The organism is Acinetobacter sp. UBA1297, assembly GCF_002307755.1.
GTDB classification, from domain to species: Bacteria; Pseudomonadota; Gammaproteobacteria; order Pseudomonadales; family Moraxellaceae; genus Acinetobacter; species Acinetobacter radioresistens.
In genome coordinates this window covers 166,028-182,851 of the sequence record NZ_DBUF01000006.1, presented here as the reverse complement: position 1 = coordinate 182,851, position 16,824 = coordinate 166,028, and the positions used below count along the sequence as shown (strand labels likewise).

Sequence of the window (16,824 nt, the reverse complement as noted above, 5' to 3'; positions counted from 1 at the left end):
CGTAATTGTGCATACCCGCCTTATGCATTAAAAAAGCACCCGAAGGTGCTTGAATCTTGACTGCTATTATTAACGGTGACGACGGTATTTTTTATTCCATTGACGGGAGTTATAATAACGGCGGTCATCGTCTTTATCTTTAGCGATTTTATTGCCTAAAGCTGCGCCTCCGGCTGCTCCCAGTGCGGAACCGATCAGGCCACCAGTTGAACCACCCATCTGTTTACCTAGGGCATAACCGCCTACACCACCTACACCACCACCAATCGCAGATTCAGTACGGTTACGTTTATTACTCGCTACGGCTGCACCACCTGCACCACCTAGTGCCGAACCAATCATTGCACCAGTGTTACCACCCATATTTCTACCTAATGCTGTGCCTGCTACACTTCCGAGCGCACTTGCTGCTGCAACACGAGTGGTGTTGTCTGCATATGCATTTACAGTCATCATTGATGTAGTTGCTAAGGCTGCACTTAATAAAACTGTATTTAATTTCATTTTGTTCTCCATGTGCTCAGAACTTTTGAGGCTTATGCTTTCGTTGTGAGAAATGTAACAAAACGATTCGTACTAAATATGGAGAGCTGTCTCTGTATTTATAGTGTTTGGTTTCAGCTTTGTATGCTTTCTATTAAAAACGTCTAAAATCACGGCAAATAACTAGATTTTTAAAGCAAATATGGATGAATTCTGAAGATTAGCCTCCATATCTCTAAAAAATTTATAGAGGCAAAGTGTTACCTGCCAATAATGATGTCTTTTAAAAGTCAGAATCGGTACACTATGCGCAATTTTCTGATATGGCAGACTGTTTGATCGCTTTTAACAGTCGAATGCTGTTTGACTTGAGACATATTAAAAGATGAAAGAATCGCTACGTTTACGCCTTGATCAGTTATCTGACCGTTATGAAGAGCTGACCGCACTGCTGGCAGATGCTGAAGTTATTTCTGATAATAAACGCTTTCGCAAGCTGTCCCGGGAACATAGTGATCTAACTGAAATTACCGAAGTTTGGGCCAAATATCGTCAAGCTGAAGCAGATATTGAAACAGCTGAAGCCATGCTTTCTGACCCTGACTTTAAAGAAATGGCTCAGGAAGAAATTAGAGAGAACCGGGCCCTGATAGAGTCACTTGAAAGTCAGCTTAATATTCTGATGATTCCAAAAGACCCAAATGATGCCAATGCCGCATATCTGGAAATTCGTGCTGGAACAGGCGGTGATGAGGCGGCAATTTTCTCTGGTGACCTGTTCCGTATGTATAGTAAATATGCGGAATCATGTGGATGGCGGCTCGAAATTCTCTCTGAGAATGAAGGCGAACATGGCGGTTATAAAGAAATAATCTGTCGTGTCGATGGTGATGGTGTTTATGGCCGCATGAAATTTGAAAGCGGTGCACATAGAGTACAGCGTGTACCAGCCACAGAATCCCAGGGGCGGGTACACACTTCAGCATGTACTGTAGCGATACTTCCTGAAGTAGATGTGGATACCACAGTAGATATCAATCCGGCTGATTTACGTATTGATACTTATCGTGCATCAGGTGCCGGCGGTCAGCACATTAATAAGACGGACTCAGCTGTACGTATTACCCATATTCCTACCGGCACAGTAGTTGAATGTCAGGAAGAGCGTTCGCAGCACAAGAATAAAGCCAAAGCGATGTCACTTCTGGTTTCACGTTTAGAGAATGCTAAACGTGCTGCACAAGAATCTGCCACTTCTGAAATGCGCCGTGATCTGGTGGGTTCGGGCGACCGCTCTGAACGTATTCGTACCTATAACTATCCGCAGGGACGGATGACTGATCATCGTATTAATCTCACATTGTACAAGCTAGATGCCATTATGGAAGGTGATCTAAATGAGCTTTTAGATAGCTTGCATCGTGAATATCAGGCTGATCAGCTGGCAATGCTGGCACAGGAAAATGGCGGCTAATGAAACTTAGTGAGGCCTTGACGGTTCGGGGTATACCAGACAGCTATGAACGTCAGGAAAATATCTGGCTACTTGAACATATTCTAAATATAAAAATGTTTGAGTTCAGGTTGCGTCAGGATAAAGAGCTGACGGCCGAGCAGCAGCATGCTTATCTGGCTGCATTGGCTCGACTGGAAGCCGGCGAACCTCTCGCATATATTCTTGGTTCACAGCCATTCTGGACACTTGATCTGAAAGTGACCCGAGATACACTGGTACCACGGCCAGATACTGAAGTACTGGTCGAAACTGTTTTGACGCTGGACTTGCCTGAAGAAACCAAGATGGTGGATTTAGGCACAGGTACAGGTGCCATCGCTCTGGCGCTAGCGTCAGAAAAACCTCACTGGTCGGTTCTGGCTACTGATGTTTATATGCCCACCCTTACAGTTGCCCGTGAAAATGCAGACAAACATGGTTTACAGCAGGTAGAGTTTGCTTGTGGAGCCTGGTTTGCAGCATTGAACCAGTTACCTGAGCCTATGTTTGATTTAATCGTATCCAATCCACCCTATATCGATGCAGAAGATCGGCATATGAAAGATTTGGCCACAGAGCCGGTACGGGCTCTCGTTGCGCTTAAGCAAGGTCTGGCTGATTTGGAGACGATTATTGAGCAGGGTAAAAGCTGGTTAAGACCGAAAGGCTGGATTGTACTGGAGCATGGGTATGAACAAGCAGAAGCCGTACGCTCTTTCTTTGAGCATAAAGGGTTCGCGTCGATTCGTACTGTAAAAGACTATAGTGGCAATGATCGAGTTACATTGGGTCAGCTAATCTGATCGAAACTTATTTATATCGGGGCTTCATTAGGAGCCTTTTATTTACTGGTCATAATTTTGCTAACCTAAGCCTTAGCTTTCTATAAATTTCATCAAGTGGCCTGTTATTTTCCCGGTATCCTGAGGAGGATAATTACGAAAATTACAGTAGCGGGAAACAATATTTAACGCCATCTCTCAGCCGATAAAAAGTATTGCCATTCTCTTTAAAGTGCAAGTTAGAGCTTGCTCCGATTCTGCCGATAAGTACCCGGACTGACACCTGTCCACTTCTTGAAGGCACGATGAAAAGCACTGGCATCATGGAAGTCGAGTTGTTCACTAATATCTTGTAATGAAAGATCAGTATGGGTCAGATATTCAATGGCTATATCACGACGGATATCATTTTTTAGCTGCTGATAGCTTACACCTTCATATTTTAAACGTCGATGCATAGTGGTTTCTGACAGATTAAAACGAGCAGCAATGTCGGTAAGTTCCGGCCACTCTGCTGGTATAAGCTCACTTAAGTATTTACGAATACTAAAGCTTAAGGAATCAGGATTTTTATAACGAACCAGAAGATTCTGGGGAGTATGCTTTAAAAAATCGTACCAGGCATTTTTATCTTTCTTAATTTTTATTTCGAGATAATGCCGGCTAAACTCAATCCGGTTTTGAGAAGCGCCATAGTAGATTTTTTCACAGAACCGAACCCGATAATCCTGATCATCTAGAGGCTGCATGCACCGCAATTCAATTTTATCCAATATCACACGCTGGCCACTCAACCAGCATATTAAGCCATGTACCAGCATCAGATAAGTCGCATAACTGAACATCCGTTTGACTGGACCTTGATCATGCAGCACCAGATAAGCTTTATCTTGTTCAAGCTGAAGCTCAACCTGTAAATCATCCAGTATAAAGTTCAGAAACTTCAGCATATCCTGAACTGCTTTTTCAAGTGTCTCTGCCTGTAGCAGCATTTTACTGAGTAACTGGTAACTACCACGACGCATGGGATGGCTATCCATCCCGAAGAACTCATCATTCATGTGATTAGCCAGTGCAGTCCAGAGACGGGCATATGCTGAAACCGGAATACGTGCTTTGGCTGAGTGCAGAATTTCAGGTGCTATTTCTGCTTTTTGCAGAATGAGCCGGGTATCAAGTCCACGGCTATAGGCCACCATCAAGGCTTCATGAACCAGACTGACGGATATTGTTCCTTTGCTTTCTTCTAAATCTGTCCGGTCCATTATATTTTCACTTGATCCCATCATGAATAGTTGTTTGTAGAGCAGTTGGCCAGATTGCCCAAAACTGGCATCGCAATTGCACAATTTGGAAATTGTACTGTAAATAGAGAGCCATTACCCTGCATTTAACTAAACGTTTTATTTGAAAAATATCGACAGCCGGATCGAAAAATATGAAAACTCAGGGAAAAGTATTTGTTATTACGGGTGGTGCTTCAGGCTTGGGTGCTGCCTCAGCACGACAATTGACCGGACAGGGTGCGCAAGTAATTCTGGTCGACATGAATCAGGATGCCGGTGAGCAGATGGTTCAGGAACTGGGGCAAAAAGCCCAGTTTGTAAAACTTGATGTCACAGATGAGACCGCTGTCCAGCAGCTTTTTATCAATATCTCACAACAGTTTGGCGCATTGCACGGCTTAATCAACTGTGCTGGGATTGCACCTTCAGCCAAAATACTGGGGAAAAATGGGCTACATGAGCTCGCTCTGTTTCAACGTGCTTTGGACATCAATGTAACTGGTAGTTTTAATATGCTGCGCTTTGCAGCAGAGTTAATGTCCAGAAACTCTATTGAAGAAGGGGAGGAAGAGCGCGGTATTATCATTAATACGGCATCTGTGGCGGCATTTGAAGGACAGATCGGGCAGGCTGCATATTCGGCCTCTAAAGGTGCTGTGGTGGCTATGACCTTGCCGCTGGCTCGTGAATTGGCACAACACGCTATTCGGGTCATGACTATTGCGCCAGGTATCATGGAGACTCCAATGCTACAAGGCCTACCAGAGAAAGTGCAGGAAGCATTAGGACAAATGGTACCGTTTCCACCACGATTAGCTAAACCCGCAGAGTTTGCCAAACTGGTTGCTCATATTGTTGAAAATACCTATTTGAATGGGGAAGTAATTCGTCTGGACGGTGCAATCCGTATGGCTGCCAAATAATACAAGGAAGTAAGCTGATGATTTTAAGTGCCGAGCAACGTATGGTTCAGGACATGCTTCGTGATTATTCACAGCAAAAACTGAAACCCACTGCTGCCCACCGTGATAAAACGCATGAATTTCCTGCTCAGGAACTTAAAGAGCTGGCTGAGCTGGGTGCTTTTGGTATGGCGATACCAGTTGAATGGGGTGGAGCTGGACTTGACTATATTTCACTGGTGCTTGCTCTAGAGGAAATAGCGGCAGGTGATGGTGCAATTTCAACCATCATTAGCGTACAGAATTCATTGCCTTGTGGTATTACCTATGCATATGGCACTGAGGCACAAAAGCAGGAGTATCTGACCCGCTTCGCCTCAGGTGAATGGCTGGGCTGCTTTTGTCTGACTGAACCGCATGTTGGTTCAGATGCAAGTGCTATCAGTTGCCGTGCTGAACGTGACGGTGATGAATGGGTCATTAATGGCACCAAACAGTTTATTACCTCAGGTAAACATGCACAGGTTGCGTTGGTTTTTGCAGTTACAGATAAAACCGCAGGCAAAAAAGGTATCTCGTGCTTTTTAGTACCGACTCATATACCTGGTTATGTGGTCGCAAATATTGAGGATAAAATGGGACAGCATGCCTCAGATACGGCCACAATTATTTTTGAAAACTGCAGGATTCCTGCGGAAAATTTGCTGGGTAAGGAAGGAGAAGGTTACAAGATTGCACTTTCGAATCTGGAAGCAGGCCGTATAGGAATTGCAGCGCAATCTGTAGGAATGGCGCGTGCTGCTTTAGACGCTGCTGTACAGTATGCGAATGAACGTAAGGCTTTTGGTGTAGAAATTGTGCAGCATCAGGCAGTGGCTTTTCGTCTAGCAGATATGGCTACACAAATTGAAGCAGCCCGGCAGTTGGTTTTTCATGCAGCTAGTCTGAAAGATGCTGGTCTGCCGTGTTTGAAAGAAGCCTCAATGGCAAAACTGTTTGCCTCTACCATGGCAGAGCGGGTCTGTTCAGATTCTATACAAATTCATGGGGGCTATGGCTATGTAACTGATTTTCCGGTCGAGCGTATCTATCGGGATGTTCGGGTTAGCCAGATTTATGAAGGTGCATCAGATATTCAGAGACTGGTGATTGCACGCGAAGTCACGAAAATCTGAAACTCCACCTCTTTTTAGATTAAAAACTATCATGATCAGTCTGGATAATTTGATTCATAGGCTGAATATGGCAGCTTATTTGACAGTTTTGGAAATTGTCACCAAAACCTGCAAGCTTTATTTTAAGTAAATCAAATTTATATAGAAGCTGAAGTCTCAAAAACTGAAGCAGTGACATAACAATAAAAATAGGGCTATGGCGGATCACAAGTGATCTGTGGCCTTACAGGAACAAGAGGTCATCGGGATGAAGACACTAGAACAGGCATATCAGGATTTTGATCTGCAACAGGTAATTCAGCAACAACTTGTGGGTACGCCTGAAGCTGTCAACGCCTATGTAGAGTGTTGTGAGCGTCATACGGGTTCTAACCGTATTGCCTTGTACTGGCAAGGTAAAGACGGCCAACAGGTCGAGTACAGTTTTGATCAGCTGGCTCAGGCATCAGGTCAATTGGCAAATTATTTCAAATCATTAAATATTCAGCCGGGAGACTGTATTGCAGGGCTAATGCCAAGAACAGTGGAATTACTGATTACAATTTTAGCCACATGGCGTATTGGGGCAGTCTATCAGCCACTATTTACTGCATTTGAATCTAAAGCAATTGAGCACAGATTAACCACAGCCAATACTCGTCTGGTAGTGACTCATCACGAACAGCGAACCAAACTAAATGGAATTAGTATTCCATCAATTCTTACAGTCAATCTTGAAGAATACTCTGTGCCTCATCTGGAGAATGAAAGAGATTTTTGGCAAATACTCAAGCAGTATCCTGAAGACTGTCCAGCGACTATGCGCAGCTTTGAAGATGATTTCCTGATGATGTTTACCTCAGGCACAACCGGTCTGGCCAAGTCTGTGCCGGTTCCGCTAAAAGCAATGGTAGCGTTCAAAGGTTATATGCAGCATGCCGTCGATTTGCAAGAACAGGATTCATTCTGGAATCTTGCTGATCCGGGCTGGGCCTATGGACTGTATTATGGTGTTACAGGGCCATTAAGCCTAGGTCATAGTATTATTATGGATGAGCGAGGTTTTACGGTAGATCATGCATTGGAAGTCATTCGCAAGTATCGGGTCAGTAATCTGACTGGGTCGCCTACGGCATTTCGCATGTTTTTTGGATTCAAACACAAATTTGACGAGAAAATCAGTGAACATCTACGTGTAGTCAGCAGTGCTGGTGAACCTTTAACACCAGAAGTCATTCACTGGTTTAAAGATAGTTTAGGGGTCAATATCTTTGATCAATACGGCCAAACTGAACTGGGCATGGTAATTGCCAATCATCATGCCCTAGAGCATCCTAAAAAGGTGGGTTCTGCTGGTTATGCCATACCCGGGCACCGTTTTGTAGTATTGGACTCGCAACATCAGGAACTGGGCGAGGGCGGTATTGGAATTTTGGGACTTGACTGCGAGCAGTCTCCCTTATTCTGGTTTAAGGGGTATGACGGGCATAACCGTAAAGCCTTTGCTGGAAAATATTATTTGACAGGCGATACAGTCAAGCTAAACGAATTGGGTGGAATCGATTTTATTGGACGTGCTGACGATGTAATTACTACATCGGGATATCGGGTAGGTCCGTTTGATGTAGAAAGTACCCTGCTTGAGTGCGAAGAGGTACTCGAATCTGCGGTGGTGGGTAAACCTGATCCTGAACGCACTGAAATTGTCAAAGCGTTCGTGGTACTTAAAGATCAGTATATGGCTTCTGAGCTACTTAAAGATAAATTACAAACCTATGTGCGTTCGCGTTTATCTAAACACGCTTATCCTAAAGAAATCGAATTTGTAAGTCAGCTACCAAAAACATCGAGTGGTAAAATACAGCGCAACCTGTTAAAACAGCAAGAAATTTCTCAAATGGAAAAGAGAAAAGTGGGTTAAGGCATAAGATATTAAAAAAGCACCTATTCAGGTGCTTTTTATACATTGAGACTGATTAAATTTTGTATTCTCAATGCTCTACATGGTTACAGGTCAAGACGCTTATGTTCAGAGTCAGGCTCCTCTGTCTTACCGGTAATGTTACCTTTTAAGACTTTTAAAAGATGTGTAACCTTATTGTCAGTGACATTCCAGTATTCTGCACTAACTGCCTTGGCAACAAGTACACGCACACTTGGGTCATCCTTGCCATCAAAACAGTTTTCTGCCCATGGGTTCCATAACTTATCAATTAAAGCGCGATCTGTACTGATTTCTCCGTGTGCACTTATGGATACATAAATATCATCAGAGGGTTTGGAAAAAGCCAATCCAAGCTGATTACGGCCTGCCTCAACTGCCTGCACAATATCATTGGTATCTTTTAAAATAAAATAGACATTCTGGTCTTCATCCATACGTTCTGAGTTCAGCATAGTCATTGGCTGAGCATGAATTTCATGAGTTTCAGTCTGATGACTGATCATTGCAAAACGTACATCTTTAATAAGTTCCCATAATTTTTCACGATTTTCATGTTCTGTCATAATGATTCTCCTAATGTTAAGGTTTGCTTTAATTTAAATGATTTAATCTTGAGAACCTATTCAGATTAAAACGTTTTTTAGGAAAATAAGTCATTGTCTCACTTAACTTATACATTTCAACAATGAAAGAACTCATCAATAAACAGAAAGTACATAACTAGAGTTTGAGAAGCTTTTAGAGGGGGAAATTATGGTTAACATAGCGATCTATATTCTGGGAGCTGTTATAGCTTTACTATAAAATCAGCAGTTAAAACTATGAAAGATTCAGGATAGAATTACACACGCTGCAGATCAGTCAGGGAAATGTAAGGTGATAAAACAAGATAACTGTCAGGAACTGAGTGATAATGAAATGCACTTGTACAGCCGGCAGATTTTACTCGATGGCTGGGATATTGACGCGCAGGAAAAACTCAAGCTGGCAAATGTCTTGATTGTTGGGGCAGGCGGGATCGGTTGCACCTCTGCCGAGTTGCTGGCACGAGCAGGCGTAGGTAAAATTACCGTAATTGATGCTGACACCGTGGAAATTAGTAATTTGCAGCGACAGACTGCTTTTTTGCCACAAGATGTCGGTTTTTATAAGGCTGAAATACTGGCGAAACGTTTAAAAGAGATCAATCCCTATATTCTGGTAGAACATATTAATCAACGGCTTGATGCAGAAAATATAGCTGATTTAATTGCCAGACAGGACCTGGTTCTGGACGGATGCGATAATTTCTCTACTCGCTATCTGGTAAACCAAGTATGTTATATACAACAGGTTCCTTTATTGAGTGCTTCAGCCATTGGCTTTCAAGGCCAGCTTTTTATGGTAGAAGGTAACTCTGCCTGTTATGAATGTATTTTTCCTAAAGGCCAGCATACAGATGAAAGTTTGCGCTGTGCTGACTCGGGAGTCTTGGCCACTACACCGGTAATGATGGCGTCATTACAAGCGCATCATGCTTTATTATATTTAGGTTTAAATCTTTTACCATTACGAGAAAAACTTTTACTCTGGGATGGTTTGAGTATGAAACAACGTATACTTAAATTTGAAAACGATACAAATTGTTCAGCCTGTCGAGCAAAAAGCCCTTTAAACTAGGGTGCATTTGTTAAAATCTCTCTTATTATTCTTGTATTTATAAGCTATGAAAAAAAATATATGGTTTGAAAGCATGCGGTCTGTAGCGCGTATGGGTGAAACTGCAGTAATCGCAGCCAAGACAGGCATTAAATATGCCACAGCGGCTGAAAAGCCCAATAATGCTAAAATGATGCGTGAAACTTTTGAATCCTTGGGTTCTACCTATATTAAACTTGGCCAGTTTATTGCCAGTACACCCTCACTTTTTCCACGTGAATTCGTTGAAGAATTTCAGGGTTGTCTGGATCAGACCCCTACTTTGCCTTTTTCTTATATTCAACAGGTTCTGGCTTCAGAATTTGCAGATCGCGACTTGTCTGAAATTTTTGCTTCAATTGATGAGACACCACTGGCATCTGCGTCTATAGCACAGGTTCATGCCGCCAAACTTAAAAGTGGTGAAGATGTGGTGATCAAAGTACAAAAGCCCGGTGTCGAAACCATCTTGTATACTGATCTGAATGTTTTGCACTGGGCCACCAAACTTTTGGAAAAAGTTGTACCCAAGGTCAAATTTGCTTCACTAGCTGATATTGTTGATGAGATCAAGACACGTATGGTACGTGAAGTTGACTTTATTGAAGAAGCACAAAACCTCGATGATTTTATTGAGTATTTGAAAATCAGCCAAAATCAGACTGCTACAGCACCAAAGGTTTACCATCAGTATTCTACCCGCCGTGTATTGACTATGCAGCGTCTGTATGGCGTACCTCTGACTGATTTTGAGGTGGTGAAAAAGTATGCTAAAGACCCGTCACAAGTGCTGATTACAGCTATGAATACCTGGTTTGGCAGTTTGATGCTCTGTAAGAGTTTCCATGCTGACTTGCATGCAGGTAATCTGATGCTGCTAGAAGATGGCCGGGTAGGTTTTATTGATTTTGGTATAGTCGGACAGTTAAAACCTGAAGTCTGGACAGCCTGTATTGCTTTTATGGATGCGTTGCAGCATACCAATTATCAGGCAATGGCAGAGAATATGCTAAATATGGGCATGACTGACCAGCAAATTGATGTACAGGTTTTAGCAGCGGATCTAGAGCGTTTATTTAGCGGGGTCTTACTGGCAGACCCACAAGAAATACTGTCTTCTAACCCGGCAGATTTAAATGACATCATGATGGATATGGTGGCTGTTGGTGAACGGCACGGTATTCGTTTCCCGCGTGATTTTGCACTACTATTCAAGCAGATGCTATATTTCGACCGTTTTATGCGTGTTCTGGCGCCATATACTGATATTTATGCGGACCAGCGTCTGCAAATGGTGCAGAATATGGATCCGAATTTATTGCTTAAACATTAATTAAATAAGTCAGGTCATTATGGATGCAATTATCATTGAAGGATTAAAGGTCGAAAGCGTCATCGGTTGCTTTAACTGGGAGCGCCAGATTACCCAGCCTTTACTGGTGGATCTCACGATCCACAATGACCTGAGCCGTGCAGCAGCCAGTGATGAACTGCAAGATACACTTAATTATGCTGAAATCTGTGAGCTGACTGCACAGGTCATCAAGCAGGCACAACCAAAACTGATTGAACATGCGGCGCAGTTAGTAATTGAAAAACTTTTTACTACCTTTTTTAGTATTGAATCTATTATTATTACGGTCCGCAAGCCTGCCATTATCGCGCAAGCAAATTCTGTAGGAATTCGTCTTGAACGCCACCGTAACATGCTATCTACTGGCTCTGGCCAGTAATCAACAGCCTCATCAATATTTCCAGTTTGCACGTTCGGCACTGGCACAGTTAGGACGGGTTCACTGGTCTAAAGTTTATCTGATTCCCTGTCGGGATAGTATTGGTGCAGATTACTGGAATGCTGCCTGTCTGCTTGAAAGCCAGTTAAGTGCAAAGCAGATGCAGCAATGGAGCAAAGAACTGGAACAGCAGGCCGGGCGTATCCGGCCTTCTCATTGTATTACTCTCGATGTAGATGTAATTGCATGGGGGAATAACTTGCAACAGTTAAACTTTAATTCTAGAAAGATGCCTCTACCGCTGGATGTCAGAATTCCTCTGCAGGATGTCGGGGTAAAATTACAGCCACAAAAAATCCAGCATCCGTATCCCTGCTGGAATATCGATATGCTGGATTAAAGTAGTTTTATATATCAGAAGACTAAATATTCCTATGATTTAAAACTAAAGGACAAAGCATTAAATGTAATAACTGGTTTTAGTCATCAGTTTAGAAATTGCTGTCATGGTCATCCGGACTGGATAAGGCAGATCAACCCCTCCAGCATTCAATGCAGTATCCCGGTGATGCAATTCATCTTCGTTCATCTGTTCCAGAATTTTTCGTGAACGGTCATCTTGGGCCGGTAACTGGCGAAGATGATCTTCCAGATGTAGACTGACCTGACGTTCAGTTTCGGCTACAAAGCCCAGGCTATACTTGTCACCTGCAATACCGGCAAGTGCACCCATACCAAATGAAAGGCTGTACCAGACCGGATTGAGCAGGCTGGTGTGGCTATCAAGTTCCTTTAAACGGTCTTCACACCAAGCAAGATGATCCTGTTCCTCAATGGCCGCCTGTTCCATTTCCCGGCGCACATTTGGCAGCTTGGCAGTCAGTGCCTGACCATGATAAAGCGCTTGGGCACATACCTCACCACTGTGATTCACACGCATTAGACCAGCTACATGGCGGGCATCACTTACAGTCAGATGGGTATCAGAACTATGGGCGGGATTATCACGTTGGGCTGTAGTTGCGCCCGGAACCAGACTTCTTAGGGCCTGATCAAAAGATTGAATAAGACGGTCCATACCAGTGTAATGACGCATGGTTAATCCTCCAAGGAGTTTTGAGTATTTTCAAGCATCGGTTTTAGCCTGATCAACAGCCAAATGGTAAAAATAGCACTCAGTACCGCAGTGATGACAAAAAGTATTTTAATATCAATTTTAAGTATGCTTAAGATTAAAATAGAAAAGATGGCGGAACTTACCATAAAAACAGCATTTAATATGTTATTTGCTGCGACCACCCGGGCCCGGTGTGAGCGAGGTGAATAAGCCTGCATCATGGCATACAGCGGAACAATATAAAAACCGCCACTGATACCCAGTAAAGTGACTGCCAGCATGACATGATAATAAACCCAGCCCTGATGGAAAAAATCACTCAAACTCAGCATTTCACCAGTACGTTCGGGTACAAACATCAAGCTGCCAGCAAGATAAAGTGCAAATATAGTCAGGCCCACTGCACCAACGGGCACCATTTTGATATTGACCTCACTACCACCGATCTTGCGGCACAGTAACGAACCGACTCCAATGCCTACAGAGAAAAAGGTTAACAACAGGCTGACCACATTTTCAGAAGCGTGCAGATTTTGCTGGGTAAGCTGAGGAATTTGGGTCAGGTAAGTGGCACCATAAAACCAGTACCATGAGTTGCCAAGCAAAATAGTAAAAATTAATGGCAGACTTTTAGCATATTGAATTGTTTGGAAACTGGTTCTAAAAAAATTCCAGTCAATCTGGAGATCAGGGGCAGATACTTTTTGAGGTAAAATAAAACGGCTGGTTAAATAGCCTAAGCAAGCAATAACTACTACTGTCAGGCTGATCCAAAATAGATTGCCTTGAGAAATTGAGATTACGGCGCCGCCTAAAATCATACCCATTAAAATCGCGATCGAGGTGCCGGACTGAAACAGGGCATTACCAGACATTAACTCTTGTGGTTTTAAGATTTCAGGCAGAATCGCGTACTTAATTGGACCAAAAAAGGTCGAGTGAGTGCCCATCATAAATAGTGCAAGTAACAATAACCATAGATTACCCATCAGAAAGCCTGCACTGCCAATTAGCATGATCATAATCTCGAGAATTTTAATCATACGAACCAGGCGTGAGCGTTCATAACGATCTGCAATTTGTCCGGCAGTTGCTGAAAAAATAAAGTAAGGCAAAATAAATAACAGGGCAGCTAAATTATTTAGGGTACTGACCGGCACACCTTGCTGGTGAATCCACCCATAAGTAATAACTAATAATAATCCTTGTTTATAAATATTATCGTTAAGGGCCCCGAAAAATTGAGTTAAAAACATCGGCAGAAAGCGGCGCGAGCGAAGAAGATGTTCTGGTTTTTCCATGGGCAATAAACTTCATTAGTTTTATTAAGAAATGTGTGTAAATAGTAAAACTCTAAGTAATTTCATGTATGATATTTTTAACCGTTGAGCCATGAAAAACGAACTGTTTTGCCTGATTTCCGGTTTATTTATTAGGAAATTTTTCCACTAAAATAAATTTAGAGTTTTACATGCCTGCAAAAATTAACTTTAAACAGTCAGCTCTGACCCGGTCAATACACCGTATACTGAAAATAAATCATATCAATAAACTGGTCTATACAAATGTATTTTTAAGTATATTTACTGCCTCTGTCTATGCACAGGAGGAACCTATCCCGACTTACCGGCCAGAATCCAAGCCAGTATTAACCAGTCGTAGTGAGGCAAAAGGCCAGCCTGAAGATGATCAGGATGAGATAGCCGCTGCACCTTCCATGACAGAACAAGAATTACAAAAAGTGGTTGAAGACAAGAAAGAAGAAATAACGCAGGATCGGAGCGTAAATCAGGACAGCTTAAGATTGCTGGAGCAGCAGACAGATCAGGATACTAACTCAGCCTTTAAACCCATAGAGTTTGAAGATCTTGAAGAGTATCCGGTCGAGCAGATTGACCAGAGTATGGCCAATGAAATTTACCGTGTCGCAGAAGAGGCAAAATCAGAGGCTCAAGCATTTCGTGCAGGTTTAAACCGTGCTCCGGAAACGGCTATTCCTGAGGCAAGCCAGCAGGAGCTGACGGCCATTAACCAGGCGCCTGTAAATGTTGACCAGTTAATGCAGCAAATTCAGTCAGATCGTGCAATTGTAGCAGAAATCAACGAATCAGGTCGTACATTGGCTGCACTTGATACCGGAAAAACTACACCTAAAGATGCTGAAAAACCGAATATCTTCAAACGAGTCTTGTACCGGATTCGTCCGCCACGAGATATGAGTACAGCAGAAACAGTGCCACGGATTACCGCGACTGTTGAGGGTGCTCCTCCAGAGCTGGCTGCCAACATACGAGGAAAACTTTCCAGTTTTACCCAAGAGTCATTTGAGGACTTTAATAGTGCTTTACCACAATTACGCAGTCTCTCAAATCAGGCTGCGCAAGCAGTAGGTTACTATAACTCGACCTTTCGCTTTGAAAAAGTAAGTGATAGCCGGGTACGGGTATATGTCCAGCCGAATGAACCGGTACGCATTACCGAGCAGGACATTGAAATTTCTGGGGAAGGTAGTGAACAGCCACAATTTCAGGTTATCGAGCTTATTCCCGATCAGGACGTTGGTGATATTTTTCATCATGGACTTTATGAAGAGACTAAACGCCGTATCACTGACGCAGCTAGCAATAACGGTTATTTCGATGCTTACTGGCGCCTGCATGATGTCAAAATTAGTCAGCCGCAGAATACGGCAGAAATAAATTTGCGTTATGAAACGGGTGACCGATATAGCCTGAAGAAACCTGTATTCCAGATGAGTGACCCTTCCAAACCCTTTCCGCTGGATGACGATATCTTACAGAGTATGGTTCCCTGGAAAGAAGGTGATGACTACACTTCCTGGCGTATTAACACGCTGGCAAACAACCTCACCAATGCGCGCTATTTTAACTATACCCTAGTCGATGCAGTAAAGCCGGATCCGATAGAAAAACCGCTCGAACTTCCACCAGATATACAGACCCTGCTTGACCAGCAGCAAATTTCTGAACAGACATTAACACAGGATCAGCAACGTAATAAAAATACTTCTGCGCAGGAAGTTACCCAGAACGTAGTTGATGAAAAACAGTTTGCCGGCACACAGCCAGATATACAACAAGCCTCACTGGCCCGGGAGCAACAGCAGATCCAGGATGAGCGGGAAACACAGCAGGAACAGTTACGTGAGCAGGCTCGTGCAGAAAGAAGCATTCCGGTTCTCATTACTTTAAATGCCGATAGTTTAAATAGTGTTGAAACTGGTATTGGTTATGGTAGTGACACAGGCGCGCGCCTGCGTACCCAGTATCGTCGTGCCATCGTGAATCGGCGTGGTCATGCTTTTGACAGTAATCTGGAAGTATCTAAAATCCGTCAGGCGCTTGATGGCCGTTATACGATTCCATATAACCATCCAACTGACGATTATATTAACCTGGTTGGTGGATATGAGCGGGAAGAGCGGGAAGATGTCGGTAAAGGCCTTAATCTGGATATTGAGTCAGCAGTTGCAGGCATAGACCGGATTATCAAAAATCCGCGAGGCCAGTGGCAACATACTTTTGGGGCCCGTTACCGTTTAGACCGGCTGAACCAGCGTGGAAATATCGTATCAGACAGCATACCAGATGCATTCCAGATCCCCGGTTCAAATCCTGAACAGCAGTCTTTACTATTTGGCTATGAAACCTCACGTCTTGACAGCGATGCACGGGTAAATCCAACTCGTGGTTTTAGACAAACCTATAAAGTGGAACTGGGTAGTAAAACCTTACTTTCTGATGCTGATATGGCACTGGTTAATGCTGGCTGGCGCTTTATTTATTCGCTAGGTGAAAATAATGATCATCAGTTCGTGGGGCGTGCTGATGTTGGTTATATTTTTACAGAAGATTTTGATCAGGTTCCTTATAATATTCGGTATTTTACCGGCGGTGACCAGAGCATTCGGGGCTTTGATTACAAGAGCCTGTCACCAGAAGAGTTTGGTTATAAGGTAGGTGGCCAGGCTTTAGCAACGACATCGCTAGAATATAATTACCAATTTAAAGATGGTTGGAGAGCAGCAGTATTTGCTGATGCTGGCAATGCTTATGATAAAGATTTTAATACACCGACCGCTTATAGCGCCGGTTTGGGTATCCGCTGGAGTTCACCGGTAGGACCGATACGTCTGGATGTCGCCGCAGGGCTTTCAGATGATAATATACCTATTCGGTTACATTTTTTTATTGGCCCACAACTTTAATAAATATATAAAATTTTCTCGG

15 protein-coding genes are annotated in these 16,824 nt (G+C 43.1%); 10 read left to right on the top strand and 5 right to left on the bottom strand.

Annotated elements, in window-relative coordinates:
• Window positions 1-69 precede the first annotated feature (69 nt).
• Window positions 70-504 (bottom strand): glycine zipper domain-containing protein, encoded by a 435-nt coding sequence (locus B3R63_RS02500; RefSeq protein ID WP_005025482.1) that lies wholly within the window; start codon window positions 502-504, stop codon window positions 70-72.
• Window positions 505-868: 364 nt separating this feature from the next.
• Here B3R63_RS02500 and prfA point away from each other — a divergent pair, with 364 nt between their 5' ends.
• Both prfA and prmC read left to right on the top strand, forming a co-directional pair.
• Complete coding sequence (gene prfA / locus B3R63_RS02495) at window positions 869-1,957, top strand: peptide chain release factor 1 (RefSeq protein ID WP_005014798.1); 1,089 nt, start codon at window positions 869-871, stop codon at window positions 1,955-1,957.
• Complete coding sequence (gene prmC / locus B3R63_RS02490; RefSeq protein ID WP_286728216.1) at window positions 1,957-2,781, top strand: peptide chain release factor N(5)-glutamine methyltransferase; 825 nt, start codon at window positions 1,957-1,959, stop codon at window positions 2,779-2,781. Before prfA ends, prmC begins: the two co-directional genes overlap by 1 nt.
• A gap of 218 nt (window positions 2,782-2,999) precedes the next feature.
• On the opposite strand, the gene B3R63_RS02485 is transcribed toward prmC, so the two are convergent.
• Window positions 3,000-4,025: an AraC family transcriptional regulator gene (locus B3R63_RS02485; RefSeq protein WP_282437715.1), complete on the bottom strand. Its 1,026-nt coding sequence runs from the start codon at window positions 4,023-4,025 to the stop codon at window positions 3,000-3,002.
• Window positions 4,026-4,198: 173 nt separating this feature from the next.
• Between B3R63_RS02485 and B3R63_RS02480 the strand changes: the two genes are divergently transcribed.
• The 3 genes from B3R63_RS02480 to B3R63_RS02470 all read left to right on the top strand — a co-directional run bounded on the left by B3R63_RS02480 (window position 4,199) and on the right by B3R63_RS02470 (window position 8,023).
• Entirely contained in the window at window positions 4,199-4,969 is a 771-nt protein-coding gene (locus B3R63_RS02480; RefSeq protein WP_026444105.1) for an SDR family NAD(P)-dependent oxidoreductase, read from the top strand.
• A 17-nt stretch (window positions 4,970-4,986) separates the two neighbouring features.
• The gene (locus B3R63_RS02475; protein WP_286728215.1) at window positions 4,987-6,123 is read left to right on the top strand and encodes an acyl-CoA dehydrogenase family protein; all 1,137 of its coding nucleotides are present in this window, start codon (window positions 4,987-4,989) and stop codon (window positions 6,121-6,123) included.
• Between the two features lie 247 nt (window positions 6,124-6,370).
• On the top strand, window positions 6,371-8,023 hold the full coding sequence (locus B3R63_RS02470; protein WP_286728214.1) for an AMP-binding protein: 1,653 nt from the start codon (window positions 6,371-6,373) through the stop codon (window positions 8,021-8,023).
• A gap of 86 nt (window positions 8,024-8,109) precedes the next feature.
• Here the strand turns inward: B3R63_RS02470 and B3R63_RS02465 are convergent, their stop codons facing one another.
• Window positions 8,110-8,610: a pyridoxamine 5'-phosphate oxidase family protein gene (locus tag B3R63_RS02465; RefSeq protein ID WP_286728213.1), complete on the bottom strand. Its 501-nt coding sequence runs from the start codon at window positions 8,608-8,610 to the stop codon at window positions 8,110-8,112.
• A 355-nt stretch (window positions 8,611-8,965) separates the two neighbouring features.
• Here B3R63_RS02465 and B3R63_RS02460 point away from each other — a divergent pair, with 355 nt between their 5' ends.
• The 4 genes from B3R63_RS02460 to B3R63_RS02445 are packed head-to-tail and all read left to right on the top strand — an operon-like array spanning window position 8,966 to window position 11,857.
• Entirely contained in the window at window positions 8,966-9,706 is a 741-nt protein-coding gene (locus B3R63_RS02460) for a HesA/MoeB/ThiF family protein (protein ID WP_051005731.1), read from the top strand.
• A gap of 46 nt (window positions 9,707-9,752) precedes the next feature.
• Window positions 9,753-11,057 carry an ABC1 kinase family protein gene (locus B3R63_RS02455; protein WP_151838882.1) on the top strand — a complete coding sequence of 435 codons (1,305 nt, stop codon included), beginning with the start codon at window positions 9,753-9,755 and terminating at the stop codon, window positions 11,055-11,057.
• A 19-nt stretch (window positions 11,058-11,076) separates the two neighbouring features.
• Window positions 11,077-11,457, top strand: a complete 381-nt coding sequence (gene folB, locus B3R63_RS02450) for a dihydroneopterin aldolase (protein WP_005405653.1) — start codon at window positions 11,077-11,079, stop codon at window positions 11,455-11,457.
• Complete coding sequence (locus B3R63_RS02445; protein WP_005025500.1) at window positions 11,414-11,857, top strand: 2-amino-4-hydroxy-6-hydroxymethyldihydropteridine diphosphokinase; 444 nt, start codon at window positions 11,414-11,416, stop codon at window positions 11,855-11,857. The genes folB and B3R63_RS02445 overlap by 44 nt, the downstream gene beginning before the upstream one ends.
• 60 nt (window positions 11,858-11,917) lie before the next feature.
• Here B3R63_RS02445 and coq7 read toward each other — a convergent pair whose 3' ends face one another.
• Window positions 11,918-12,553: a 2-polyprenyl-3-methyl-6-methoxy-1,4-benzoquinone monooxygenase gene (gene coq7 / locus B3R63_RS02440; RefSeq protein ID WP_005025502.1), complete on the bottom strand. Its 636-nt coding sequence runs from the start codon at window positions 12,551-12,553 to the stop codon at window positions 11,918-11,920.
• Between the two features lie 2 nt (window positions 12,554-12,555).
• Window positions 12,556-13,875, bottom strand: coding sequence for an MFS transporter (locus B3R63_RS02435; RefSeq protein ID WP_075040022.1), 1,320 nt, complete (start codon window positions 13,873-13,875; stop codon window positions 12,556-12,558).
• A 170-nt stretch (window positions 13,876-14,045) separates the two neighbouring features.
• Here B3R63_RS02435 and B3R63_RS02430 point away from each other — a divergent pair, with 170 nt between their 5' ends.
• Window positions 14,046-16,802 (top strand): autotransporter assembly complex protein TamA, encoded by a 2,757-nt coding sequence (locus B3R63_RS02430; RefSeq protein ID WP_286728212.1) that lies wholly within the window; start codon window positions 14,046-14,048, stop codon window positions 16,800-16,802.
• Window positions 16,803-16,824: the final 22 nt, after the last annotated feature.

Bases quoted from the DNA above. Each gene is read 5' to 3' on its own strand.
- B3R63_RS02500 (WP_005025482.1), bottom strand. From the start codon at position 504: ATGAAATTAAATACAGTTTTATTAAGTGCAGCCTTAGCAACTACATCA.
- prfA (WP_005014798.1), top strand. From the start codon at position 869: ATGAAAGAATCGCTACGTTTACGCCTTGATCAGTTATCTGACCGTTAT.
- prmC (WP_286728216.1), top strand. From the start codon at position 1,957: ATGAAACTTAGTGAGGCCTTGACGGTTCGGGGTATACCAGACAGCTAT.
- B3R63_RS02485 (WP_282437715.1), bottom strand. From the start codon at position 4,025: ATGGACCGGACAGATTTAGAAGAAAGCAAAGGAACAATATCCGTCAGT.
- B3R63_RS02480 (WP_026444105.1), top strand. From the start codon at position 4,199: ATGAAAACTCAGGGAAAAGTATTTGTTATTACGGGTGGTGCTTCAGGC.
- B3R63_RS02475 (WP_286728215.1), top strand. From the start codon at position 4,987: ATGATTTTAAGTGCCGAGCAACGTATGGTTCAGGACATGCTTCGTGAT.
- B3R63_RS02470 (WP_286728214.1), top strand. From the start codon at position 6,371: ATGAAGACACTAGAACAGGCATATCAGGATTTTGATCTGCAACAGGTA.
- B3R63_RS02465 (WP_286728213.1), bottom strand. From the start codon at position 8,610: ATGACAGAACATGAAAATCGTGAAAAATTATGGGAACTTATTAAAGAT.
- B3R63_RS02460 (WP_051005731.1), top strand. From the start codon at position 8,966: ATGCACTTGTACAGCCGGCAGATTTTACTCGATGGCTGGGATATTGAC.
- B3R63_RS02455 (WP_151838882.1), top strand. From the start codon at position 9,753: ATGAAAAAAAATATATGGTTTGAAAGCATGCGGTCTGTAGCGCGTATG.
- folB (WP_005405653.1), top strand. From the start codon at position 11,077: ATGGATGCAATTATCATTGAAGGATTAAAGGTCGAAAGCGTCATCGGT.
- coq7 (WP_005025502.1), bottom strand. From the start codon at position 12,553: ATGCGTCATTACACTGGTATGGACCGTCTTATTCAATCTTTTGATCAG.
- B3R63_RS02435 (WP_075040022.1), bottom strand. From the start codon at position 13,875: ATGGAAAAACCAGAACATCTTCTTCGCTCGCGCCGCTTTCTGCCGATG.
- B3R63_RS02430 (WP_286728212.1), top strand. From the start codon at position 14,046: ATGCCTGCAAAAATTAACTTTAAACAGTCAGCTCTGACCCGGTCAATA.